General features: G+C 67.8%; 21 protein-coding genes. 11 read left to right on the top strand and 10 right to left on the bottom strand.

Annotation, left to right across the window (positions count from 1 at the left end):
* Positions 1 to 5: 5 nt before the first annotated feature.
* Together ACFWPH_RS27270 and lspA are read right to left on the bottom strand one after the other, a co-directional pair.
* Complete coding sequence (locus ACFWPH_RS27270; protein ID WP_378754965.1) at positions 6 to 932, bottom strand: RluA family pseudouridine synthase; 927 nt, start codon at positions 930 to 932, stop codon at positions 6 to 8.
* On the bottom strand, positions 929 to 1,678 hold the full coding sequence (gene lspA / locus ACFWPH_RS27275; RefSeq protein WP_378754967.1) for a signal peptidase II: 750 nt from the start codon (positions 1,676 to 1,678) through the stop codon (positions 929 to 931). Before lspA ends, ACFWPH_RS27270 begins: the two co-directional genes overlap by 4 nt.
* Positions 1,679 to 1,811: 133 nt before the next feature.
* Here lspA and ACFWPH_RS27280 point away from each other — a divergent pair, with 133 nt between their 5' ends.
* The 7 genes from ACFWPH_RS27280 to ACFWPH_RS27310 all read left to right on the top strand — a co-directional run bounded on the left by ACFWPH_RS27280 (position 1,812) and on the right by ACFWPH_RS27310 (position 8,487).
* Positions 1,812 to 2,759 carry a hypothetical protein gene (locus ACFWPH_RS27280; RefSeq protein ID WP_378754968.1) on the top strand — a complete coding sequence of 316 codons (948 nt, stop codon included), beginning with the start codon at positions 1,812 to 1,814 and terminating at the stop codon, positions 2,757 to 2,759.
* Between the two features lie 94 nt (positions 2,760 to 2,853).
* Entirely contained in the window at positions 2,854 to 3,315 is a 462-nt protein-coding gene (locus tag ACFWPH_RS27285; RefSeq protein ID WP_378754969.1) for a VOC family protein, read from the top strand.
* 98 nt (positions 3,316 to 3,413) lie between these two features.
* A complete protein-coding gene (locus ACFWPH_RS27290) occupies positions 3,414 to 4,154 on the top strand; it encodes a LytR/AlgR family response regulator transcription factor (RefSeq protein ID WP_378754970.1) in 741 nt (246 codons plus the stop codon).
* Positions 4,151 to 4,519: a hypothetical protein gene (locus tag ACFWPH_RS27295; protein ID WP_280460855.1), complete on the top strand. Its 369-nt coding sequence runs from the start codon at positions 4,151 to 4,153 to the stop codon at positions 4,517 to 4,519. The genes ACFWPH_RS27290 and ACFWPH_RS27295 overlap by 4 nt, the downstream gene beginning before the upstream one ends.
* Before the next feature lie 66 nt (positions 4,520 to 4,585).
* The gene (locus ACFWPH_RS27300) at positions 4,586 to 6,337 is read left to right on the top strand and encodes a cation acetate symporter (RefSeq protein WP_378754971.1); all 1,752 of its coding nucleotides are present in this window, start codon (positions 4,586 to 4,588) and stop codon (positions 6,335 to 6,337) included.
* 171 nt (positions 6,338 to 6,508) lie between these two features.
* Positions 6,509 to 6,862 carry a DUF485 domain-containing protein gene (locus ACFWPH_RS27305; RefSeq protein WP_378754972.1) on the top strand — a complete coding sequence of 118 codons (354 nt, stop codon included), beginning with the start codon at positions 6,509 to 6,511 and terminating at the stop codon, positions 6,860 to 6,862.
* Positions 6,859 to 8,487 (top strand): cation acetate symporter, encoded by a 1,629-nt coding sequence (locus tag ACFWPH_RS27310; protein ID WP_378754973.1) that lies wholly within the window; start codon positions 6,859 to 6,861, stop codon positions 8,485 to 8,487. Before ACFWPH_RS27305 ends, ACFWPH_RS27310 begins: the two co-directional genes overlap by 4 nt.
* A gap of 109 nt (positions 8,488 to 8,596) precedes the next feature.
* On the opposite strand, the gene ACFWPH_RS27315 is transcribed toward ACFWPH_RS27310, so the two are convergent.
* A complete protein-coding gene (locus tag ACFWPH_RS27315; protein ID WP_378754974.1) occupies positions 8,597 to 9,775 on the bottom strand; it encodes a sensor histidine kinase in 1,179 nt (392 codons plus the stop codon).
* 242 nt (positions 9,776 to 10,017) lie between these two features.
* Positions 10,018 to 10,467: a hypothetical protein gene (locus tag ACFWPH_RS27320; RefSeq protein WP_378754975.1), complete on the bottom strand. Its 450-nt coding sequence runs from the start codon at positions 10,465 to 10,467 to the stop codon at positions 10,018 to 10,020.
* A 288-nt stretch (positions 10,468 to 10,755) separates the two neighbouring features.
* Here ACFWPH_RS27320 and dnaE point away from each other — a divergent pair, with 288 nt between their 5' ends.
* A complete protein-coding gene (gene dnaE, locus ACFWPH_RS27325) occupies positions 10,756 to 14,301 on the top strand; it encodes a DNA polymerase III subunit alpha (protein WP_378754976.1) in 3,546 nt (1,181 codons plus the stop codon).
* Positions 14,302 to 14,714: 413 nt separating this feature from the next.
* Here the strand turns inward: dnaE and ACFWPH_RS27330 are convergent, their stop codons facing one another.
* The 3 genes from ACFWPH_RS27330 to ACFWPH_RS27340 form a co-directional block, all read right to left on the bottom strand.
* The gene (locus ACFWPH_RS27330; protein WP_378754977.1) at positions 14,715 to 15,032 is read right to left on the bottom strand and encodes a WXG100 family type VII secretion target; all 318 of its coding nucleotides are present in this window, start codon (positions 15,030 to 15,032) and stop codon (positions 14,715 to 14,717) included.
* Positions 15,029 to 15,538 carry a YbaB/EbfC family nucleoid-associated protein gene (locus ACFWPH_RS27335; protein ID WP_378754978.1) on the bottom strand — a complete coding sequence of 170 codons (510 nt, stop codon included), beginning with the start codon at positions 15,536 to 15,538 and terminating at the stop codon, positions 15,029 to 15,031. The genes ACFWPH_RS27330 and ACFWPH_RS27335 overlap by 4 nt, the downstream gene beginning before the upstream one ends.
* 149 nt (positions 15,539 to 15,687) lie before the next feature.
* The gene (locus ACFWPH_RS27340) at positions 15,688 to 16,302 is read right to left on the bottom strand and encodes a class I SAM-dependent methyltransferase (RefSeq protein WP_378755098.1); all 615 of its coding nucleotides are present in this window, start codon (positions 16,300 to 16,302) and stop codon (positions 15,688 to 15,690) included.
* An 86-nt stretch (positions 16,303 to 16,388) separates the two neighbouring features.
* On the opposite strand from ACFWPH_RS27340, the gene ACFWPH_RS27345 reads away from it, so the two are divergent.
* A complete protein-coding gene (locus ACFWPH_RS27345) occupies positions 16,389 to 16,556 on the top strand; it encodes a DUF4236 domain-containing protein (protein WP_378754979.1) in 168 nt (55 codons plus the stop codon).
* 4 nt (positions 16,557 to 16,560) lie between these two features.
* Here the strand turns inward: ACFWPH_RS27345 and ACFWPH_RS27350 are convergent, their stop codons facing one another.
* Entirely contained in the window at positions 16,561 to 17,286 is a 726-nt protein-coding gene (locus ACFWPH_RS27350) for an amino acid ABC transporter ATP-binding protein (RefSeq protein ID WP_378754981.1), read from the bottom strand.
* A 3-nt stretch (positions 17,287 to 17,289) separates the two neighbouring features.
* A complete protein-coding gene (locus ACFWPH_RS27355; RefSeq protein WP_378754982.1) occupies positions 17,290 to 19,074 on the bottom strand; it encodes an ABC transporter substrate-binding protein/permease in 1,785 nt (594 codons plus the stop codon).
* Between the two features lie 489 nt (positions 19,075 to 19,563).
* Between ACFWPH_RS27355 and ACFWPH_RS27360 the strand changes: the two genes are divergently transcribed.
* Complete coding sequence (locus tag ACFWPH_RS27360; protein WP_378754983.1) at positions 19,564 to 20,115, top strand: hypothetical protein; 552 nt, start codon at positions 19,564 to 19,566, stop codon at positions 20,113 to 20,115.
* 14 nt (positions 20,116 to 20,129) lie between these two features.
* On the opposite strand, the gene ACFWPH_RS27365 is transcribed toward ACFWPH_RS27360, so the two are convergent.
* Complete coding sequence (locus ACFWPH_RS27365) at positions 20,130 to 20,990, bottom strand: helix-turn-helix domain-containing GNAT family N-acetyltransferase (RefSeq protein ID WP_378754984.1); 861 nt, start codon at positions 20,988 to 20,990, stop codon at positions 20,130 to 20,132.
* Positions 20,991 to 21,321: 331 nt separating this feature from the next.
* Here ACFWPH_RS27365 and ACFWPH_RS27370 point away from each other — a divergent pair, with 331 nt between their 5' ends.
* Positions 21,322 to 22,545: a serine hydrolase domain-containing protein gene (locus ACFWPH_RS27370; protein WP_378754985.1), complete on the top strand. Its 1,224-nt coding sequence runs from the start codon at positions 21,322 to 21,324 to the stop codon at positions 22,543 to 22,545.
* Positions 22,546 to 22,559: the final 14 nt, after the last annotated feature.

Genomic DNA, 22,559 nt, shown 5'->3' on the forward strand with positions numbered 1-22,559 from the left:
GGCGGTCAGGCCTCGCGCAGTATCCGCAAGGCGCCGGCGAGGTCGTCGGGATAGTCGCTGGTGATCTCCAGGTAGCGGCCGTCCGCCGGATGCTGGAAGCCCAGTGCGCGGGCGTGCAGCCATTGCCGTTGCAACCCGAGCCGTTCGGCCAGCCGTGGGTCCGCGCCGTAGGTGAGGTCTCCGCAGCAGGGATGCCGGATCGCCGAGAAATGCACCCTGATCTGGTGGGTGCGGCCCGTTTCCAGATGGATATCGAGCAGGCTGGCGGCCTGGAACGCCTCCACCGTGTCGTAGTGGGTGACGCTGGGCCGGCCGTCGGAGGTCACCGCGAATTTCCACTCGCCACCGCGGGCGCGGCCGATGGGTGCGTCGATGGTGCCGCTGCTGGGGTCGGGATGACCCTGCACCAGTGCGTGATAGCGCTTGTCCACGGTGCGCTGTTTGAAGGCGCGTTTGAGCGCGGTGTACGCGTGCTCGGACTGTGCGACCACCATGACCCCCGAGGTGCCGACATCGAGCCGGTGCACGATGCCCTGCCGTTCGTGGGCGCCGGAGGTGGAGATCCGGTACCCGGCCGCCGCCAGGCCGCCCACCACAGTGGGTCCGGTCCAGCCGACGCCGGCGTGGGCGGCGACGCCGACCGGTTTGTCGACGGCGACGATATCGTCGTCGGCGTACAGGATTTTCATCCCCTCGACGGGCTCGGCCTCGATGGTCAGCTCGCGGCGGGGTTCGGGGAACACCACTTCCAGCCACGCACCGGCGATGAGCCGATCGGATTTTCCGGCGGCCACACCGTCGAGCTGTACCGACCCTTCCTCGGCGAGGGCGGCCACCGCGGTGCGGGACAGGCCCAGCAACCGCGCCAGTCCGGCGTCCACCCGCATGCCGTCGAGCCCGTCGGGGACGGGCATGGTCCGTGTCTCCCTCATGCGGCAGTGTCCTCGCCGGTACGGGCGGCCGGGGCGCCGGCGGCGGAGGACTCGGGGTCCGGGTCGCGGGTGGATTCGCCACGATCGGGTGCCGGGGATTCGCCGGTTCCGCTGCCGGGGTCGTCGTCCGGGCCGGGCCGGGTCGGGTCGGGCGGTGTCGCCTCGGGCGCGGTGGCGTCCTCGGCGGGGGCGTTGCGCTTGTAGCGGGTGCCGTCGGGTTCGAAACCGAACACTGTCAGCACCACCAGCAGGATGGCGCCGCAGACGATCGAGGAATCGGCCACATTGAACACCGGGAAGGAGCCGACCGAGAAGAAATCGACCACATGACCCTGCATCGGGCCCGGCGCCCGGAACAACCGGTCCATCAGGTTGCCGAACGCGCCGCCCAGCACCCCGCCGAGGCCGATCGCCCACAGCGGCGAACGCAGGGTGCGGCCGATCCGCAGGACACCGATCACGACCGCCGCCGCGATGAGGGTGAGCAGCCAGGTCATCCCGGTGGCCATCGAGAACGCGGCGCCCGGGTTACGGACCAGGACGAGCTGGACGAAATCTCCGATCAGCGAGATCCGTTCACCGGGCTGGATCTGCTGGACGACCACGATCTTCGTGATGAGATCCAGCGTGAACAGGGTCACCGCGATCGTCAGCAGGAGCGGCAGCCGCTGGCGGGGCTGATATCCGTCCCCACTCGGGCGGTCGGGGTCCTGCTCGCGCGTACGGTCCTCAGTCACGCCGACCATCATCTCTCGAGGCAGCCCGGCCCGGCACGTGGGCACCCGCACGCGTACATACCGCGGACCTCACCGTGTTCCCCGGACAGGTGGCCGCGAATGTCCCAGCCCTTCCTCAGGAACGCCTCGTAGGCTGTCGGGCGTGACGGTGTTGTGTTCGCTACCTTCGGTCCGCCAGGCGCGGTCCAGAGTGCTGATGCTGGTTCTCGCGCTGGGACTGACCACTTTCGGGGCCGGTTGCAGCGATACGGGGGAATCGGCGGCCGAGGCGGACGGTACCGAACCCCTGGGTATCGGTAACGAGGTGACGGTGCCGATCGCCGCGGCGCAGGTGAACGTGGTGGACCCCGGTAGCGAACCACGAACGCTGCTGCGGCCCTCCTATTACGACGGCACAATCCAAGCGGTGACCCTGCGCACCGATCACCACATCCAGCAGCAGATCGACGCCCAGCAGGTCCGCGATTTCTCCAGTCCCGCGCTCACCATCCCGATGACAGCCACCGCGGACTCCGACGGGGTGGAACTGACCCTCGGCGAGATCACCACCCCCGATCCGGCGCTGTCGGAGGCGCTCACCGCGGCCGGTGGCTCCCATGCCGGGCTGGAGATGAGCGAACTCGGCGGTATCACCGCGCTCCGGCTGGCGCCCTCCCCGGAAACGTCGAATTCGGCGCGCGTCGCGCTGGAACAGGCCTTTTACCAGGCGGTCTACCGGTCCATCACCTTCCCGGACGAACCGGTCGGGGTGGGCGCGGTATGGCAGGTACGGCAGACGGTCGGCGGCGGGGTCGACCTGGAGCAGGTCACCACGGCTACGCTCGTGGACCGGGACGGGGGCCGGTTGTCCATTCGGCTCGATGTCACCCAGACGCCGCAATCGAGTACCTGGGATCTGCCGAACGCGGCCGGGACCCTCGATATCGAGGACTATGCGATGCAGGGCAGCGGCGAGATCACCGTCGATCTGGGGCTGCCGCTTCCGGTGGCCGGGTCGATCACCATCGGCGGGCATCAGTTCTACCGCAACCCGCGCAACGCGACCGAGTTGCGGCAGGTCATCGAGACGAACGTGAGCTGGGGCGACTGATCGCGGCCGGGTTGTGTCGGACACCGGCGCTCGGCGCGGTGGGGGCCTAAGCTCACAGTATCCGACAATTCGATCCGAGACCGGAGGTCTTGTGATGTCTGATGTCTCCCCGATCCCCGAAGGTTATCCGACCATTTCACCCGGTCTGGCGATCGCCGGCGCCGCCGACGCGGTCGAGTTCTACAAACGTGTCTTCGGCGCCACCGAGCGGATGCGTATCCCCGGGCCGGACGGCACGGTGATGCACTGCGAGCTGCTCATCGGCAACTCCGTGCTGATGCTCGGCGATCCGGCGCCCGATATGGCCTTCCGCGATCCGCATTCGATCGGCGGTACACCGGTCAACCTGTACGTGTACGTCGCTGATATGGATGCCGCCTTCGCCGTCGCACTGTCGGGCGGGGCCACCGAGATCAGCGCCCCGGAGACCCAGTTCTACGGCGACCGCACCGGTTCGTTCGTCGACCCGTGGGGACATCAGTGGACGGTCGCCACCCATGTGGAAGATATCGAGCCGGAGGAAATGCAGCGTCGGATGGACCAGCTCGGGTCCTGACCGCGGTGCCGTTGCCGACCGGATAACCGGACCCGCCCCCGCCGCCCGGTACCGATGACTACCATGATCGGGTCGATGTAGCAGGAAAGGTCGGGCGGATGCGGGTGCTGGCCGTGGACGACGAGCCGCCGGCGCTGGACGAGCTGCTGTATCTCCTCCGCGCCGAACCCGCGGTGACCGAACTCCACGGCGCCGCCGATGCCACCGGTGCGCTGCGGATACTGCGCGCGCACGGTGCCGATGTGGTGTTCCTCGATATCAATATGCCGGGCCTGGACGGTATGGAACTGGCGGGGGTGCTCGCCGAATTCGCCGATCCACCGGCCATCGTCTTCGTCACCGCCCACGAAGATCACGCGGTGGCCGCCTTCGATCTCGGCGCGGTGGACTATCTGCTCAAACCGGTGCGACAGGCTCGGCTCGGCGCAGCATTGCGGCGGGTCGCCGACCGGCGTGCCCGCACCGGGACGGATCCGGCGCCGGCCGGGAACAACGAGGTGATCCCGGTGGAGCTCGGTGGCGTGACCACGCTGGTGCACCGGTCCCAGGTGAGCTGGGTGGAGGCCGAGGGCGACTATGCGCGCCTGCACACCGATACCGGTTCGCACCTGGTGCGGATACCGCTGTCGGCATTGCAGGACCGCTGGCGGGACGGCTTCTTGCGCGTGCACCGGTCGTATCTGGTGGCGCTGGACCGGGTCACCGGCCTGCGCACGGTCGGGGCCGCGACCCGGGTCTGCCTGCGCGGCGCCGGACAGGTGGAGCTCCCGGTGAGCCGCCGGCAGGTCCGCGAACTCAAACAGCGCCTGGTGCAGGGCCCGCATCCGGACCGGCGATGATCGGCCCGCCCCCCAAAGGACCGCGCGAGCGGGTGGTACTCGCCGAACGCCGCGGCGCGCGGCGGGTGCGCACGCGAGTGGAGGTCGCCGAGCAGACCGAGATCGGGGCGGCGCTGATCGGTGGCCTGATCCGCGCGCAACTCGGGCTGGCATTGAGCTGTGCACTGGTGATGGCACTGCTGCTGGCGGCGCTACCACTGCTGTTCCGGGTGACCGCGGTCGCCGAGACGGTGGTACTCGGGATCCGGTTGCCATGGCTGCTGCTGGGTGGGGCGGCGTATCCGCTGCTGTGGCTGACCGGCCGGATCTATGTGCGGCTCGCCGAACGCAACGAGCACGATTTCCTCGAACTCACGAGGGATTGACGAAGTGCCGGGGTCGACGACAGCCGGTACTGGATACTCCGGCTCCTGGTGTGTGGGGGAGCGGCGGTGAACTCGTCCGGGCTCACCGTCGCCGCGTTGCTGGCGGCGGCGGTCGCGACGGTGACCCTCGGTGTGTACGGGGTCCGGTGGGCGCGTACCACCTCCGACTTCCTGGTGGCCTCGCGCAGCGTCGGTCCCCGGTGGAATGCCGCCGCGGTATCGGGCGAATACCTTTCGGCGGCATCGTTTCTCGGGGTGGCGGGACTGATCGCCAAGTACGGTGCCGATGCCCTGTGGTATCCGGTCGGGTTCACGGCGGGCTATCTGGCGTTACTGCTGTTCGTCGCCGCGCCGCTGCGGCGGTCCGGCGCCTACACCGTGCCGGATTTCGCCGAGTTCCGGCTGGGCTCCCCGCGGGCACGCCGGTTCGCTGCCCTGGTGGTGGTGCTGGTGTGCGCGGTGTATGTGATCCCGCAATTCCAGGGCGCCGGTTTGACCCTGCGCATTCTGCTCGGGGTGCCGGGGTGGGTCGGGGCGGTGGCGGTCGCCGCGATCGTGGTGGCGAATGTGGTCGGCGGCGGGATGCGTTCGATCACCCTCGTCCAGGCCTTCCAGTACTGGCTGAAGCTGACCGCGGTGGCGTTACCCGCTCTCGTCCTGCTGGGGCATTTCTTCGGTAGCGGCGCGGAGGAACGCGAGATCGGCGCGGCGGCCCCGCCGACGGTCGTCGAACGCACCACCGTGGAAGTGACGACGCCGGTACTGGTGCAGTTACCGGCACCGCAATGGGTTTCGGTGCACGGGGAACTCGACGACCGTCCGGTGGACGGTCCGGTGCTGCTCACCGCGGGCGCCCATGAATTGGCGCGCGATACCCGGCTCGTCCTCGAACCGGGATCGGCGGTGCCGGTGGTGGCGGGTGCGCCGGCCGACGGGGCGCACTGGTTGCGGCCGGGGGGCGGTTTCGCCGGACCCCATCCGCAGTACCAGGTGTACTCGCTGATGATCGCGACCTTCCTGGGCACCATGGGTCTCCCGCACGTCCTGGTCCGCTTCTACACCAATCGTGACGGCCGGGCCGCGCGCGCGACCGCGCTGACGGTGATCGCGATGGTCGGGGTGTTCTACCTGTTCCCGGTCCTGCTCGGGGTTTTCGCGCGCCTCTACGTACCGCAGTTGCTGATCACCGGGACCTCCGACGCCGCGGTTCTGCTGCTGCCGTCCTCGGCGCTGGCCGGGTTGCCGGGGCAGTTGCTGGCCGCTCTGGTTGCGGCGGGGGCGATGGCCGCGTTCTTGTCGACCTCTTCGGGGCTGGTGGTCAGTATCGCGGGGGTGTTGAGCACGGATGTGCTGCGCGGGCGGATCCGGGATTTCCGGTTGGCGGCGCTGGCCGCGGGGGCGGTTCCGCTGGCGTTATCGCTGTCGGTGGTCTCCCTCGATCTGTCGCGCACCGTGGGGCTGGCCTTCTCGCTCGCGGCATCCACCCTGTGCCCGCTGCTGGTATTGGGGATCTGGTGGCGTGGGCTCACCGCGGCGGGCGCGGTGGCGGGACTGGTGGCCGGCGGTGTCGTGGCCGGCGGCGCGACGGTGGTCTCGGTATTCGGCGGTGTCTCCCCGGAACTGGCCGGCGGGTGGCCGGCCGCGATATTCGGCTATCCCGCGGCAGTCGCGGTACCGCTGTCGTTCGGGACGATGGTGCTGGTCAGCCGGTTCACCGCGAAACCCGCGGAGCTGGGCCGGGTTTTCGTCCGGATGCACGCGCCGGAACGGCTCGGTATGGGCGCCGATCGTGAACCGGGAACGCGCTCGGATCGCTGACACCGCCGCGGGTCGATCCGCATCTCGAGCTCGACCGCTCATCGCGTCACAGCGACCATTCACCGCACAGTCGCCTACCTTCACCGAGTGACCGTCATCACATCTGTTGCCGCTGTGCCGGGGTCGCTAACTTCAGTTCAGGTAACACACATCACATTGCGAGGACCCGGCATGACCGATACGGATCTCGACGACAGCGGCGGGCAGCCTACGGCGCCCCCCGATTTCGTCGCAGCACAAGCCAGCCCGGAGTTCACCGAACTCCGAAATCGGCTGCGCCGCTTCATTTTCCCCATGACCGCCCTGTTCCTGCTCTGGTATCTCGGCTATGTGCTGCTCGGCGCCTACGCACACGATTTCATGGGCACCGAGGTTTTCGGTGAGGTCAATATCGGGCTGCTGCTCGGCCTGGGACAGTTCGTCTCCACCTTCCTCATCACCGGTCTCTACGTCCGGTTCGCCAACCGGGAACTGGACCCGCGCGCGGCCGCGCTGCGCGCCGAACTGGAAGGAAGCGGGTCGTGACCACGCTGTACGCCGCCGAAGGTACGGTCGGTAACCCCGCGGCCAATATCGGCATCTTCGCCCTGTTCGTGGTCGTCACGATGGTCGTGGTGTTCTGGGCCGGCCGCAACACCTCCGGCGCCACCGACTATTTCACCGGCGGCCGCGGATTCACCGGCCCGCAGAACGGGGTCGCCATCGCCGGCGACTACCTATCCGCCGCGAGCTTCCTGGGTATCGCCGGCGCCATCGCGGTCTACGGGTACGACGGATTCCTGTACTCGATCGGCTTCCTGGTGGCCTGGCTGGTGGCCCTGCTGCTGGTGGCCGAAATGCTGCGCAACACCGGCAAATTCACGATGGCCGATGTACTGAGCTTCCGGTTGCAGCAGCGTCCCGTGCGTACCGCGGCCGCGATCACGACGCTGGCGGTATCGCTGTTCTATCTGCTCGCGCAGATGGCCGGGGCCGGCGGTCTGGTGGCGTTGCTGCTGGACGTATCGAGTGAGGCCGGGCAGGCCGTGGTGATCGCCGTGGTCGGTGTGCTGATGATCGTCTACGTGCTGGTCGGCGGGATGAAGGGCACGACCTGGGTGCAGATCATCAAGGCGGTCCTGCTGATCGCGGGTGCGGCCGTGATGACTGTGATGGTGCTGGCGAAATTCGGGTTCAACCCGTCCGACATCCTGGGCGGCGCCCAGAGTGCCATCGCCGGATCCACCGACTCGAAGGTCGCCGCCCGCGATGTACTGGCGCCCGGCGCCCAATACGGCGGCAGCGAGATGTCGAAACTCAACTTCCTGTCGCTGGGTCTTGCGCTGGTACTCGGTACGGCGGGCCTGCCGCACGTGCTGATGCGCTTCTACACGGTGCCGACCGCCAAGGAAGCCCGCCGCTCGGTGGTCTGGGCGATCGGCCTGATCGGTGCCTTCTACCTGTTCACCCTCGTCCTGGGGTACGGCGCGGCGGCCCTGGTCGGCCCCGACCGTATCCTGTCCGCGGCCGGTGGGCAGAATTCGGCGGCACCGCTGCTGGCCTTCGAACTGGGCGGGGTGATCCTGCTCGGAGTGATCTCCGCGGTGGCCTTCGCGACCATCCTCGCCGTGGTCGCCGGGCTCACCATCACCGCCTCGGCCTCGTTCGCCCACGATATCTACGCCAATGTGATCCGCCGCGGCAAGGTGGACGAGACCGCCCAGGTGCGGGTCTCCCGGATCACCGCCGTGGTGATCGGCGTTCTGGCCATCGCGCTGGGCATCCTGGCCAACGGGCAGAACATCGCGTTCCTGGTGGCGCTGGCCTTCGCGGTCGCCGCCTCGGCCAATCTGCCGACCATCCTGTATTCGCTGTTCTGGCGCCGCTTCAACACCCGGGGCGCACTGTTCAGCATGTACGGCGGGCTGATCTCCACGATCGTGCTCATCGTGTTCTCCCCGGCGGTATCCGGATCGGCGAGCGCCATGCTGCCGAGTATGGATTTCGACTGGTTCCCGCTGTCGAACCCGGGCATCGTCTCCATCCCGCTGGCCTTCCTGCTCGGTGTGGTGGGCACCTATCTCGGTGGTGACGAGGATCCGGCCAAGGCCGCGGAAATGGAGGTCAGGGCACTGACCGGCGTCGGCGCGGAAAAGGCCGTCGCGCACTGATCCCGGGACCCGGATGCCGTGCCGGCGGCATCCGGGCGGTCGATTTCGGAGGTGCGGAGTGCCGGACCCCGTTCTGTGAGGGTGAACGGGGCCCGGCCTCGTCCTGTGCTCACGGCCGGATTCCGGGGCGGAACTTCGGTACCCGCAAACTCACCTTCGTGCCCGCCCCGGGCGCCGTATCCACCACCAGTCCGTAGTCGTTGCCGAACGCGGCGCGTAATCGATCGTCCACATTGGCCAGCCCGATATGCGGTGCCTCGCGCATATCTCCGGCGGCATCCAGTGTCCCCGACCGCAACACCTCCGGGTCCATTCCGGCGCCGTCGTCCTCCACGCTGATCAGGCAGTCGGTACCGGCGTCGAGCGCTTCGATGGTCACCGTGCCGCCCCCGGGCCGGCCCGCCAGCCCGTGCCGGACCGCGTTCTCCACCAGCGGTTGCAGCGCGAGGAACGGCAGGGTCACCCCCAGCACTTCCGGCGCGATCCGCAACCGCACCTGCAGCGCCGGCCCGAACCGGGCGCGTTCCAGCTCCAGATACCGTTCGATATTGCTGAGTTCATCGGCGAGCACGGTGTATTCACCGGCCACCCGGAACGAATAACGGGTGAAATCGGCAAAATCCAGGATGAGTTCGCGGGCCCGCCCGGGATCGGTGCGGACGAACGAGGCGATTGTGTTGAGTGCGTTGTAGATGAAATGCGGGCTGATCTGCGCTCGCAGCGCCCGCACTTCCGCGCGGTCCAGCCGGGCCCGGGAGGCATCGAGTTCGGCCAGTTCCAGCTGACCGCACGCATAGCGGGCGACCTCGGCCAGCGCGCCGAGGGTACCGGGGCCCGGCCGGGCAGAGGTGACCATACCCAACGCTCCCGCCACGGCGTCGCTGTCGGTGAGCAGCGGCTGGGCCACCAGGGTGCGGCCCGGATGCTCGGGATCGGGAAGATGAACGAGTACCGGCCGCTGACCCGCGATGGCTTCGCGGACGGCCGCGGTGAACTCGTCCTCCGAGACGTGATGCGCGCCGTCCCATGCCAGGAGTTCGCCGTCGGGATCGGTCACTCCGAGTCCTTCGGCGCCGACAAGCGCCCGCAGGTGTGGGGCGGCATCGAGGGCCGAGGCGGCAGTGAGCCCGCGGCGCAATGACCGGGCCGCCAGCGAAGCAGTGTGGAGTGCCGCGTGCACCGCGCGTTCCGCGGGCGTGGTGACCATCCGTCTCGGCCGGGCCCAGACCAGCAGCGCCACCGCGAGCAGCGCCGCGGAAGCACAGATCGCGACGACGGTCGCGGCCATCCGGCCACCCTTTCTCTCCTGCACCACCGCCGGCTCGCCGGCCGGGGCCGGTCATCGTCTCACGCTTCCCGCAGCAACCGCCATTGCTGCGGGAAACCTTCTCCGGAGGCGATAACCGGCCCGGGCCGGCGAGCCGGCATACCAGGGAACCGGTGAGTCGGGGAGTGGGGTCGGCCGGGAGATACCACCGGCTGGATGGGCCGGTCGTGACCAGTGCGCTGCGCGCTATCGGGGGCCGCCGCTCACCCCCGGTACTCGGTGACGGTGAAGTCCACCGAACCGGGTTCGGGTACGTGCGCCGCGCCGACCGTGAGGGTCGCGGTGAACCGGCCCACGCCGGGGTGGAACAGCGCGGAGCGCCCGTCGTTCATCCAGTGCCCGGGCCCGTTCGCGGTCTGCGTGACCGATCCGGTGGCCCCGGTATCGAGATTGCGCCAGTTCAGGGTCACCGGCAGGGTGCACGGGCCGACGCCGAACATAATCGTCGAGACGGTGAACGCCGCGTGCTCGGGATAGGCGTCGCCGGTGACGGAGGCGTCGAGCTGGGCGACGCAGGCGCCCTGGGCGAGCGAATAGACGGGCTGGAACGAGCCGCCGTCCGCCGCCGCGGGTGCCGCGGTGGCCATGAGCGCCCCCACCGTCAGCGCCGTCGCGGCCGCCGGGAGGGCGAACGCCGTCGTACGTGCTGTCATCGTTCACCTCGCTGGGTCGTTCGTGGGCTTTGCGGGGTCGATCCTCGGTGGTCCGGGCCGTGGTGGTGCAGGTGGACCTCCGAACCTCCGGTTGATCCGATCGTGACGCGGCCCGACCCTACCAGCGTCCGGCCGCGCCGGTGGCCGATTCGGCGGTGCCGCAAGGTCACCGGGGAAGCGACACGCCGGTTCCCGCCCGGCACGCCGATCCGGGGGCGAAGCTGTCGGTGCGTACGCATAAACTCGCTACACCAACCCCCGCCGAGCCACTGGGAGGAAGGACAGATCTTGGCCTCGTCCGGATTCGTTCATCTGCACAACCACACCGAGTACTCGATGCTCGACGGTGCCGCCAAGATCTCGCCGCTGTTCGCCGAGGCCGATCGCCTCGGTATGACCGCGGTCGGGATGACCGACCACGGCAATATGTACGGTGCGGCGGAGTTCTACAACTCGGCGACGAAGGCCGGGATCAAACCCATCATCGGGATCGAGGCCTATATCGCCCCCGGCTCCCGGTTCGACACCAAACGTACCCAATGGGGCGATCCGAGCCAGAAGAGCGACGACGTCTCGGGTTCGGGTGCCTACACCCATATGACCATGGTCGCCGAGAACGCGACCGGCCTGCGCAACCTGTTCAAGCTGTCGTCGCTGGCCAGTATCGAGGGCCAGCTCGGTAAATGGGCGCGGATGGACGAGGAGCTCATCGCCGCGCACGCCGAGGGCATCATCGCCACCACCGGCTGCCCGTCCGGCGAGGTGCAGACCCGGTTGCGGCTGGGGCATGAGCGCGAGGCGCTCGAAGCCGCCGCGAAGTGGCAGGAGATCTTCGGCAAGGACAACTTCTTCCTCGAGCTGATGGACCACGGCCTGTCCATCGAGACGCGGGTGCGCTCCGGCCTGATCGAGATCGGCAAGACGCTGGGTATCCCGCCGCTGGCCACCAACGACTGCCATTACGTGCACGAATCCGATTCGACCAATCACGAAGCGCTGCTGTGTATCCAGACCGGTAAGACGCTGTCGGATCCCAATCGGTTCAAATTCGGCGGTAGCGGCTACTTCCTGAAATCGGCCGCGGAAATGCGGCAACTCTGGGATGCCGAGGTGCCCGGCGCCTGCGACAACACGGTGCTGATCGGCGAGCGCGTCGAGTCCTACGAGGAGATCTGGACCCACCGCGACCGGATGCCCAAATTCCCGGTCCCCGAGGGCGAGTCCGAGGCGTCGTGGCTGCGCAAGGAGGTCGCGCGCGGCCTGGAGTACCGCTTCCCGGACGGCGTTCCGCAGAAGTACCTCGACCAGGCCGATTACGAGATCGGCGTCATCTTGGAGATGGGTTTCCCGGCCTACTTCCTGGTCGTCGGCGACCTCATCAACCATGCCCGCGAGGTCGGTATCCGGGTCGGTCCCGGTCGTGGTTCGGCGGCCGGTTCGCTGGTCGCCTACGCACTCAAGATCACCAATATCGATCCGTTGCCGCACGGTTTGCTGTTCGAGCGGTTCCTCAACCCCGAGCGCGTATCGATGCCCGATATCGATATCGACTTCGACGATCGCCGGCGCGGCGAGATGGTCCGCTACGCCACCGAGAAGTGGGGCAGCGACCGGGTCGCCCAGGTGATCACCTTCGGCACCATCAAGACCAAGGCGGCCATCAAGGATTCGGCCCGAGTACTGTTCGGGCAGCCCGGTTTCGCGATCGCCGACCAGATCACCAAGGCGCTGCCGCCGCCGATCATGGCCAAGGACATCTCGGTGGCGGGGATCACCGATCCCGAACACGAGCGGTACAAAGAGGCCGCCGAGGTCCGCACGCTCATCGAATCCAATCCGGATATCGCCAAGATCTACGACACCGCGAAGGGCCTGGAGGGCCTGATCCGCAATGCGGGCGTGCACGCCTGCGCGGTGATCATGTCATCGGAGCCGCTCACCGACGCCATCCCGGTATGGAAGCGGGCTCAGGACGGCGCCATCATCACCGGCTGGGATTATCCGTCCTGTGAGGCCATCGGCCTGCTGAAGATGGACTTCCTGGGCCTGCGCAACCTCACAGTGCTCGGCGACGCGATCGACAACGCCAAATCCAACCGCGGTGTCGATATCGACCTCGACGCGCTGCCGCTGGACGATCCGAAGACCTTCGAACTGCTCGCCCGTGGCGACACCCTGGGCGTATTCCAGCTCGACGGCGGGCCGATGCGCGATCTGCTGCGCCGTATGCAGCCCAACGCCTTCGAGGACATCGTGGCCGTCGGCGCGCTGTACCGCCCCGGCCCGATGGGCATGAACGCGCACAACGACTACGCCGACCGCAAGAACGGGCGCCAAGAGGTCAAACCGATCCACCCGGAGCTCGAGGAGCCGCTGAGCGAGATCCTCGGCGAAACCTACGGTCTGATCGTCTACCAAGAGCAGATCATGCACGTCGCCCAGAAAGTGGCCGGGTACTCGCTCGGACGAGCCGATATCCTGCGCCGCGCGATGGGCAAGAAGAAGGCCGAGGTCCTCGCGCAGGAATTCGAGGGTTTCGAGAAGGGTATGCAGGAGAACGGTTTCTCCAAGGCCGCCATCAAGGCGCTGTGGGACACCATCCTCCCGTTCGCCGGGTATGCGTTCAACAAATCACATGCCGCCGCCTACGGCCTGGTGTCGTACTGGACCGCCTACTTCAAGGCCAACTATCCCGCGGAGTACATGGCCGCGCTGCTCACCAGCGTCGGCGACGACAAGGACAAGGCCGCGGTGTACCTGGCGGATTGCCGGCGCCTCGGGATCACGGTGCTGCCGCCGGATGTCAACGAGTCCGAGCACAACTTCACCTCGGTCGGCAAGGACATCCGCTTCGGTATGGGCGCGGTCCGCAATGTCGGTACCAACGTGGTGTCGTCGATCATCTCGGCGCGCGCGGAGAAGTCGAAGTTCACCGATTTCTCCGATTACCTGAACAAGATCGATACGATCGCCTGCACCAAGAAGGTCACCGAATCGCTGATCAAGGCGGGCGCCTTCGACGATCTGGGTCATCCCCGCAAGGGGCTCATGCTCGTGCATTCCGATGCCATCGACGCGGTGATGTCCACCAAGAAGGCCGAGGCCATCGGCCAGTTCGACCTTTTCGGTGGTATGGGCGAAGAGGGCGAGGAATCCATGTCCTCGGTGTTCGATGTGAAGGTGCCCGACGAGGAATGGGACAGCAAACATCGCCTCGCACTGGAACGGGAGATGCTCGGCCTCTACGTTTCCGGTCATCCGCTCAACGGAATCGACCATGTTCTCGCCGCCGCGGCCGATACCCAGATCCCGGCGATTCTCGAGGGCGATATCAAGGACGGTACCCAGGTGACCGTCGGCGGCATCCTGGCCTCGGTGAACCGCCGGATCAACAAGAACGGCCTGGCCTGGGCCTCGGCGCAGCTCGAGGATCTCACCGGTGGTATCGAGGTGCTGTTCTTCCCGCAGGCCTACTCCGTCTACGGGATGGATGTAGTGGAGGACGCGGTGGTGCTGGTGAAGGCCCGGGTCTCCATGCGCGACGACCGGATCTCGCTCATCGCCAACGATCTCGCCGTCCCGGACCTGTCCGCGATCGGGGTGGCGAAACCACTTGCGGTGACAATCTCTACCCGAATGTGCACCCGGGACAAGATCGGCGAGTTGAAGAGGGTGCTCTCCCGGCACCCGGGCACCTCGGATGTGCACGTGCGGCACGTGGGCGCCCGGGAGAAGACCACCCTGCTCAAACTCGACGACAGCCTCCGGGTCGAACCGTCATCGGCTCTCATGGGCGATCTGAAAGCGCTGCTGGGCCCGGGCTGTCTCACCTGATCCGCGGACGGCACCGGCGCGCAGCGAAGTCGCGGAGGCAGGGGCGGCGGTAGCCGGAAATCAGGCCGCATCGCGTTGCCCGGCCGCCGACTCGCGGCGGTCACGATGATCGCCGCGGAGCGGGCCCGGTGGAACTCCGGGGGCGGGTGCCCACAGTCTGTCCCTCGGCGCAGTAGCCACCAGCACTCCGCCGTGCCTGCCCGGGGTGGCCGGGGCGGAGATTTGCGCCGGTTCGGTGCGTCGGCCCTTCGAGACCATCGGGATGCGTCCAGCGGTATCCCCGACTCCAGCACCTGATCCGGTGTGCCCCGTCTCGGGAAATTCGCGCGTCGCAACCACCTCGCAGGCGGGGCCGGTCGTCTGTGCGGGCTGCGGACGACCGCCAGCCGATGTGGGTGCGATTCGGGGGCGTGTTACTCAGGGGCTACGGCGTTGAGTGCGCCGGCGTTGGTCTCGTCCTGGTTGCCGAAATCCGTCGCGACGGCTCCGATACCGTCACCGACCCCGTTGACCGCCTGGTTGAGCAGGTTCAGCCCGGTGAGTCCTTCCTCGGCGCCGGGTTTGTAGGTCTCCGCGAATTTCTGGCCGATCTCGTCACCGCCCCAGCATTCGCCCTCGCCGTTGATCACGCCGAGCGCGGCGTTCACCGCGTCGGCAACCTGGTCGGCCACCCTGGCAATGGCGGGCCGCGCAGTCTGCAGGGCTTCTTCGTCGACCTTGATCTCGCTCATTTACCACCGTCCAGGTAGCCGCGGTTACGGAAGTACTCGTCTTCGTCCTCGTCGTTCATCGGCTCCGCCGGGACGGGATCGGTGACCGGATCGGGGAAGAGGTTGTCGACGACGGATTTGATACTGGGCATCCCCGGGGCGATATCGGGCAGGTCCGGGATATCGCCGGCCAGCTCCGTGAGTGGCGCCCACGCCTGCTGGGAGACCTCGGTGGCCTGCCGGGCCGCGCTCTGCACGGCTTCGAGGATCGAACGCCCGAGTTTTTCGGGCGTGGACCGTTTGAATGCCTCCGGAGTCAGCTGCACATCCACGGGGACGCCGGCGGTATTGGCATCGACGCGGACCAGGTTGTCCGCCGACCAGGCCGTCACCGTGGTCGCGGCAAGCCGCTGCTCGACCTCCGCCATTTCCGCGCGCTGCCGTTCGAACGTGGCCATGAGATCGTCCACGCTCTCCCGCAGTATCTCGCCGGCTGCCTGGGTGGCCGCGCGATCCTCGATGCCCATCGGTTGCCTTTCCTCGTTTCCGCGTCGGGTTCTTTCTACCTTCGACGCAGGCGATCACCCAATGGTTCCCGGTGACCGGGGAGCAAGCACACCCGGCACACCGTTCGCCGGATCCGGCGGCGGTACCCGGCCGGGCTGCGCCGGTCGGTTCACGCGGCCGCGGCGACTCCGAGCGATTGGGAGTCGAGAAATGCGGGCCCTTGTCCCTTGAAGACATCCAGATCGCGGATCTCGAACCCGCCGGACCGGATGAGGGTGGCGATATCGCGGTTCAGATGGCAGCCGCCGGCGATCCGCTGCTGCAGCGGGTCGAGCCGATGCTGCCAGCGCTGGACCTTCGGGTCCGGGGAGAGTCCGTGTTCGACGAAATGCAGGGTGCCGCCGGGCACCAGGACACGACGCAATTCGGCAAGGGCGGCGCCGATATCGGGGATGGTGCACATGGTCCAGGTCGACAGTGCGGTATCGAAACTGTTCTCGGGAAACGGTAGCCGCTGACCGTCCAGGCCGGCCCGTTCGACCGGAACCCGGGCCTCGGCGAGCCGCCCGGCCGCGAGCTTCCATCCCAGGTCGGCCGGTTCGACGGCGCTCACCGAGGTGACAGTCGCCGGGTAGTACGGCACATTCAGACCGGAACCGAAACCCAGCTCGATCACCCGGCCCGACAGCCCCGAGCACACCCGCTCGCGCAGCGGTTCGTTCGCTTTCATCCCGCAGGCAACGTTGACCAGACGAGGTACGAAACGATCGCGGTAGATTCCCACGTCCTCCACTCTGGCACCCGGGGCGATCGAACGCCATGGGTGAACACCCGGAACCGCTATCCTGGGGCCGAGTCAGGGAGGTCGCCATGCCCATCAGGTTCCGGAAACGCACATCCTTCGGACCGCTGAAGTTCAATTTCACCCAGACGGGTATGTCCTCGTGGGGGATAAAGATCGGACCGTGGTCGTGGAACTCCCGGACGAGGAAGAACAGCGTCGACCTGCCCGGTCCGCTGAGCTGGCGGCAACGCTGAACACCTACAGCACCTGATCGAGAAAGCGGCGCAGCCGGGGTGTTTCGGCGTCGTCGAAGAGGGCTTCGGGCCGGCCGGATTCCACGACCTGGCCGGCGTCCATGAACACCACATGGTCGGAAACGCTGCGCGCGAAACCCATTTCGTGGGTCACCACGATCATCGACATCCCGCCCGCGGCCAGATCCGACATCACCGCCAGGATGCCCTTGACCAGCTCCGGGTCCAGGGCCGAGGTGGCCTCGTCGAAGAACATGATGTCGGGTTTCATAGCCAGCGCCCGCGCGATCGCCACCCGTTGCTGCTGGCCGCCGGAGAGATTGGCGGGCCGGGAATCGGCTTTACCGGCCAGCCCCACCACCTCGAGCTGTTCCATCGCCAGTGCGCGCGACTCCTCCTTGTTCAGCCCGCGTAGTTTGCGCGGGCCCAGGGCGATATTGTCGGCGACCGTCCGGTGCGGGAACAGGTTGAACTGCTGGAACACCATCCCGATGCGCTGGCGCAGGCGGTCGGGATGTTCGGCCAGTACCGATGTACCGTCGAGCAGGATATCGCCGGAATCCGGTTCGTAGAGCCGGTTGAGGACCCGTAGCAGGGTGGATTTACCCGACCCGGACGGCCCGATCACGGTGGTCGTCCGGCCCGCGTCCACGTGGATGTCCACGCCGCGCAGGATCTGGTTGTTACCCAGCCGCAGATGCAATCCGGTACCGGTCAGTGCGGAACTCATCGCCTATCCCCGCCCTTCCGTGATGGTTTGCTGTTCGACCTGGTCGATCGGCTGGTCGGGGCGCCCGGTACGCATCCGGTGGTCGATGTAGTTCACCAGATGGGTCAGCGGAATGGTCAGCAGCAGGTAGACGAGACCGGCCGCGACCAGCGGGGACAGATTCCCGGTCTGCGCGTTCAGATCGCGGCCGACCGCGAACAGTTCGCGCTGGGTCGCCAGCAGGCCCAGGAAGTAGATCAGCGAGGAATCCTTGATCAACGCGATGAACTGGTTCATCAGGGCGGGCAGCACCCGGCGCACGCCCTGCGGGATCACGACCAGCGTCATCGCCTGCCGGTAACCGAAGCCGATCGCGCGGGCCGCTTCCAGTTGGCCGGGCTCCACCGATTGGATACCGGACCGGAAGATCTCACCGATATAGGCCGAGGCGAGCAGGGCCAGCGCCACTGCACCCAGCCAGTAGGGGTTGTTACCGGTGAGCCCACTGGCGACCGGTCCGACCCCGAGGCCGATGATCAAGATGATCACCACCGCGGGCAGCCCGCGGAAGATATCGGTGTAGATCCGGGCCGGCCAGCGCAGCCAGCGGGTGCGGGCAATCCCCGCGACCGCCAGCAGCATTCCGATGACGGTGCCCAGGATCCCGGAGACGACCGCGAGGATCAGGGTGTTGGGCAGCCCGGTCTTGAACAGCTCCGGGAACGCCTGCTTGTACAGCGACCAGTCGAAGAAGGTGTCACGCAGCTGTTCCAGCGTGGATTTCGGCGCCTGTTCGGTGTGTTGCTGCGGTTCGCGTTCGGCGGCGACCGCCGCGAAATCCGGAAGGTCGGGAGCGGGCGCGGCCTTGGATCCGGGTTTCCAGCCGGGCGGCAGTTCGCGGGGTACCCAGTCGCTGTACAGGCGGGCGTAGGTCCCGTCGGCGATCACCGCGTCCAGGCCGGCATTGAGGGCGTCGATCAGCGGCTGGTTGTTCTTCGCGACGGCCCAGGCCGCGAAATTGTCCAGGCTGAACGAGTTCTCCACCACCGAGGTGGCATCACCCGGTGCGATCGCGCCGTCGGCCTGCGCGGACGGGGCGATCCAGGCGTCCACCTGGCCGGTTTTCACATTCGCGTAGGCGGTGTTGTAGTCGGGGAATTTGACCGGGTCCAGGCCCAGTTCGTTCACCACGTACTCGTCCTGCACGGTGCCCTGCACCACCGCGACCCGCGATCCCGGGCCCAGATCGTCGAACCCGCCGACCGGGCTCCCGTCCCTCACCACCAGCGAGTGGTAGCCGAAGTCGTAGCCGTTGGTGAAACCGACCTGCTCGCGCCGGGCATCAGTGGTGGTGATGTTGGACGAGCCGGCATCGAATCGTTTACCGGCGACCTGGGCCAGCAGACCGGCGAACTCGGTCCCGGAGAACTTCACCTGCAGCCCGAGTTTCGCCGCCACCGCTCGCAGCAGTTCGTTGTCGAACCCGGTGAACGAACCGGCCGAGTTCACACAGATACTGGGCGGCGCGTCCGACAGGGTCCCCACGCTCAGTACCCCGGGCTCGATCAGACCCAGCCGGGAGATATCCACCGATTCGACCGGGAGGGTGGACGGGGTGGTGAACCGGTCCTCGGACCCGCCGCCGGGCGCGTTAAGTTTCTCGGGCGCCGCCGACGCCGCCTCGAGCCCGGGCGGGGCGCACAGATCACGGGCGGCGGGCTCCCCGCCGTCGCCGCCACCGCATGCCGTCGCGAGCAACGCGACGGCGAGCAGTAGCGCCGCGATCAGCGCACGGGACAGTCTGGCCATGATCGACAACCCTAAACCCCGGTCTACCCGGGATCGGACACCCCTGGTCGGATGTCCACGGCCGTGCCTGTGTGCTCCACGGCCGGATGAACAGGACTTTCCGGACCCGCCGGCGAATTCGGCTCAGCCCGAGCCGAATAGCCGCCTACGGCGTTACGCCCGTGACGGACAGTCCCCGCGACAGCGCAGGATTGCCTCGCCCGGGGCTCGAACGGGCCGGCACCGTGGACAGCCACGGGGCGGGTTGCCCGCCGACGCGCTGCCGTCGGCCCAGGGCTGCTTCGAGCGGCGGTCGAGGCCCGGATCCTGAGCGGTACGTGGTGCCGGTCCAACGCAGCGTGGCGTGGACTTCGTTGGGCTCGGGGTCGTGCAGCGGGGGAGGTTCCGCGGTGCCGATCCGATCGTTAGGGTTGGCGAGGCAGGGCGGAGGCCGGGTACCGGGCCGTAAGCGGCGCCGTTGCAGCAGGATCGATCGGTACGGGGAGCGCTATGAGGATTTCGGCCGGTGCGCCCGGATGGTATGACGCGTGCACGCGGGACGAGCGCGCCGATACGGTCGCCCTGGCGGTGTCGCGGCGGAAATGGTCGCTGGTGTGGTCGGGTATCGCGGCCGTGGGGGTGGTGCTCGCCGTCTGCGGGCTGGTGAGCGGTGTCCTGCCGGTGGCATGGCCGGTGACCGCTGTGCCCCGCGCGGCGCTCGGGGTCGCGCTGGCGGCCCTGCTGATCGATCTGGCCGTGCTCGTACCGAACTGTATGGCCTGGTTGCGGGTGGAACAGGTGTTTTCCGGCCGGGCGCCGGACGAGGTGGTGCGGCCGTTCCGGTGGATGCGCTGGGTGCCGACCTCGCTGGTCTCGCTGTTGGGCACCGTCGCCATGCTCATGGTGGGTGTCCATCCGCTCGCCGTCCTGGGGGAGCACGGTCTCGGCGGGTTGTCGTTCCTCGACTGGCTGACCGCGGTGGTGGCGGTGCTGTGTGTGCTGTGCGGTTTGTCGACCATGTGGTTGAAGGTGATCCTGCGGCCGGTCCGTACCGGCCCGTGAACCGCCGGCCGCGCTCAGTTGAGTGGACTGCGGCGTTCCAGCAGCACCGCATCACGCCAGCGTCCTTCGGACCGGCCGATCCGCTCGCGGATGCCGACGGTGCGGAAACCGGCCGCGTGATGGACCGAGATACCGGTCCGGTCTTCGGGGTACAGGGTGGTCTGCAGCGTGCGCAGCCCGGCGTCTTCGGCGGCCATCACCTGCCGGCGCAGCAGCGCGGTTCCGATACCGCGGCCCTCCAGATCATCGGCGACCATCACGCAGCTATCGGCGATATCGCGGTAGAACTCGTGCCCGGAGACCGGGGTGAGGGCGGCCCATCCGGCGACCCGGCCGCCGGTTTCGGCGATCCAGCGGTGGCCGGGCAGCCATTGCCGGTCCAGGGCCTCCCGCTCGGGTGCTTCGGCGGCGAAGACCGCGGGGTAGGTGGTGCCGCGGCTGGCGTAGATGGCCCGGACCGCTGCCCAGTCGTCGCCGCGCATCGCGCGCACCGTGACGTCCGGGGGCGGATCATCGGGGCACAGCGGCTGCGGGGTCAGAATGCCCATGACCGCGTCGGCGGTATGGGGAAGTTCCGTGCAGCGGTCGGGGTTGATGGTGACGAGTGTGGCGGTGCCCTCTTTGTGTACCGTGACGAATCCGGCGTCGGTGAGTTTGCGGACGTGATGGGAGACGGTCGGCTGACCGATTCCGAGTGCTTCGGCGATTTCGCCGATATGGATTCCGGCGGGGCTCGTGGCGACCTGGTGCAACAACCGGACCCGGGTCGGGTCGGCCAGGCAGGAAAACCAGCCGGCATAGAGGGTCGCGTCGGCGACCGGGAGCGCATCGTCGCGCACCTGGTCCCGCACGATCGGCGGTTCCAAGGAGGTCATGCGGCCCACTATATCCACGGAAATATCCGTTTCGAGAATTTCGCCGTTTCGAATGTTTATCGAGTGTCCTCGATATTTCGCAGAGGGAATTATCCGGAATCATTTCGCATCCCGGTGGTGACTATTCCGTATCCTCGGCCGGGAATTATCTCGGCCGATTGCACACCGCGCGAGCGGCAGCTGTCCCGGACAATCGCGTTCGGGTATCGGGCCGAGAAGGGGACACGGGAGCTCACCGCATCCGGGGTGTATCGGTGCGTTGGGTCGCCGCGCCGTATACCGTCCGGGACGGACGTTGCCGGAACGTGCTGAATGACCTTACTGTGTAAGGATGAGCAGCGTCGCTTATTCCGGCACCGCCGGAGCAGGATTTCGGCGGCTGACGTCCGCCTTCACCCGGGTCTACGGTGGCCGGAAGGGTGTCGGTGCGGCGCTGGCGGTCTATCGGCACGGAGAGCCGATTCTGGATATCTGGACGGGGGAGTCCGCGCCCGAGCGGCCGTGGACCCGCGATACGGGCGCCATGGTCTTCTCGGCGACCAAGGCGATCGCCTCCACCGTGGTGCACCGCCTCGCCGACCGGGGGCTGATCGACTACGACGCCCCCGTGGCCGAGTACTGGCCCGAGTTCGGTTGCAACAAGAAGGACTGCATCACCGTCCGGCAGGTCCTGACCCATTCAGCGGGGTTGTCCGGGGTGGGCACACTGGCCGTGCACGGGTCCGAACTGCTCGACCACGAGCTCATGGCGCAACGGCTGGCCGCCGCCACGCCCGACCGCCTGCTCGGTGTACCCGCCTACCACGCGATGACCTACGGCTGGCTCCTCGCCGGCCTGGCGCGGGCGGTGACCGGTTCGAGTATGAAGCAGCTGTTCCAGCAGGAGGTCGCGCAGCCACTGGGTATCGAAGGTATCCATCTGGGCCGCCCGCCCGCGGGATCGATGACCATGGCCGCGGAAAGTTTCGGTACCGGCTTCGCCTTCGCCGGTACCCCGCACGGCTCGCGGCTGGTCTCCCTGTTGCAGAACATTCCGGGCGTGCTCGGCGTGAGCAGCCGATCGCTGTTCATCCCGGGCGCTGAGGCCATTCTCGCCGGCCCGAACCCGCCGGTACTGGACAGCGAGATGCCCGCCGCCAACGGGGTGTGCACGGCCAACGGGCTGGCCGCCATGTACGAGCCGCTGGCCTGCGACGGTATGGCCGGTGGGCAGCGGTACCTGTCCGGCGCCACCATGCAGGCGATCCGCCGGATCGAACGGTACCGCCCGGACACCGGACTGTTCCTGTACATGGGGCCGCTGTGGCATCTGGGCTATCACGCGATGCCGACGGTCGGCGCGCCGCGCGGTTTCGGCCATATCGGACTCGGCGGCTCGTTCGGCTGGGCCGATCCGGACAGCGGCCTCTCGGTCGGCTTCGCCCACAACCGGCTGTCGCTGGACATGCTGGCCGTGGACCAGCCAGCGTTCGCGTGGCTGCTACCGCTGGTGGTCGGCGGTGCCCGGTCGGCGCGCCGGATCGCCCGCCGCGCACCCCGGGAAGCCGCCGCCTGACCCGCGGGCCGGGC

The sequence above is a fragment of the Nocardia sp. NPDC058499 genome, assembly GCF_042719915.1.
Lineage (GTDB): Bacteria > Actinomycetota > Actinomycetes > Mycobacteriales > Mycobacteriaceae > Nocardia.

What these genes read in the sequence shown, in the direction of transcription:
- ACFWPH_RS27370 (WP_378754985.1), top strand. Translation starts at nt 21,322, where the DNA reads ATGAGCAGCGTCGCTTATTCCGGCACCGCCGGAGCAGGATTTCGGCGG.
- ACFWPH_RS27345 (WP_378754979.1), top strand. Translation starts at nt 16,389, where the DNA reads ATGCCCATCAGGTTCCGGAAACGCACATCCTTCGGACCGCTGAAGTTC.
- ACFWPH_RS27320 (WP_378754975.1), bottom strand. Translation starts at nt 10,467, where the DNA reads ATGACAGCACGTACGACGGCGTTCGCCCTCCCGGCGGCCGCGACGGCG.
- ACFWPH_RS27305 (WP_378754972.1), top strand. Translation starts at nt 6,509, where the DNA reads ATGACCGATACGGATCTCGACGACAGCGGCGGGCAGCCTACGGCGCCC.
- lspA (WP_378754967.1), bottom strand. Translation starts at nt 1,678, where the DNA reads ATGGTCGGCGTGACTGAGGACCGTACGCGCGAGCAGGACCCCGACCGC.
- ACFWPH_RS27360 (WP_378754983.1), top strand. Translation starts at nt 19,564, where the DNA reads ATGAGGATTTCGGCCGGTGCGCCCGGATGGTATGACGCGTGCACGCGG.
- ACFWPH_RS27270 (WP_378754965.1), bottom strand. Translation starts at nt 932, where the DNA reads ATGAGGGAGACACGGACCATGCCCGTCCCCGACGGGCTCGACGGCATG.
- ACFWPH_RS27335 (WP_378754978.1), bottom strand. Translation starts at nt 15,538, where the DNA reads ATGGGCATCGAGGATCGCGCGGCCACCCAGGCAGCCGGCGAGATACTG.
- ACFWPH_RS27285 (WP_378754969.1), top strand. Translation starts at nt 2,854, where the DNA reads ATGTCTGATGTCTCCCCGATCCCCGAAGGTTATCCGACCATTTCACCC.
- ACFWPH_RS27295 (WP_280460855.1), top strand. Translation starts at nt 4,151, where the DNA reads ATGATCGGCCCGCCCCCCAAAGGACCGCGCGAGCGGGTGGTACTCGCC.
- ACFWPH_RS27355 (WP_378754982.1), bottom strand. Translation starts at nt 19,074, where the DNA reads ATGGCCAGACTGTCCCGTGCGCTGATCGCGGCGCTACTGCTCGCCGTC.
- ACFWPH_RS27330 (WP_378754977.1), bottom strand. Translation starts at nt 15,032, where the DNA reads ATGAGCGAGATCAAGGTCGACGAAGAAGCCCTGCAGACTGCGCGGCCC.
- ACFWPH_RS27365 (WP_378754984.1), bottom strand. Translation starts at nt 20,990, where the DNA reads ATGACCTCCTTGGAACCGCCGATCGTGCGGGACCAGGTGCGCGACGAT.
- ACFWPH_RS27350 (WP_378754981.1), bottom strand. Translation starts at nt 17,286, where the DNA reads ATGAGTTCCGCACTGACCGGTACCGGATTGCATCTGCGGCTGGGTAAC.
- ACFWPH_RS27290 (WP_378754970.1), top strand. Translation starts at nt 3,414, where the DNA reads ATGCGGGTGCTGGCCGTGGACGACGAGCCGCCGGCGCTGGACGAGCTG.
- ACFWPH_RS27315 (WP_378754974.1), bottom strand. Translation starts at nt 9,775, where the DNA reads ATGGCCGCGACCGTCGTCGCGATCTGTGCTTCCGCGGCGCTGCTCGCG.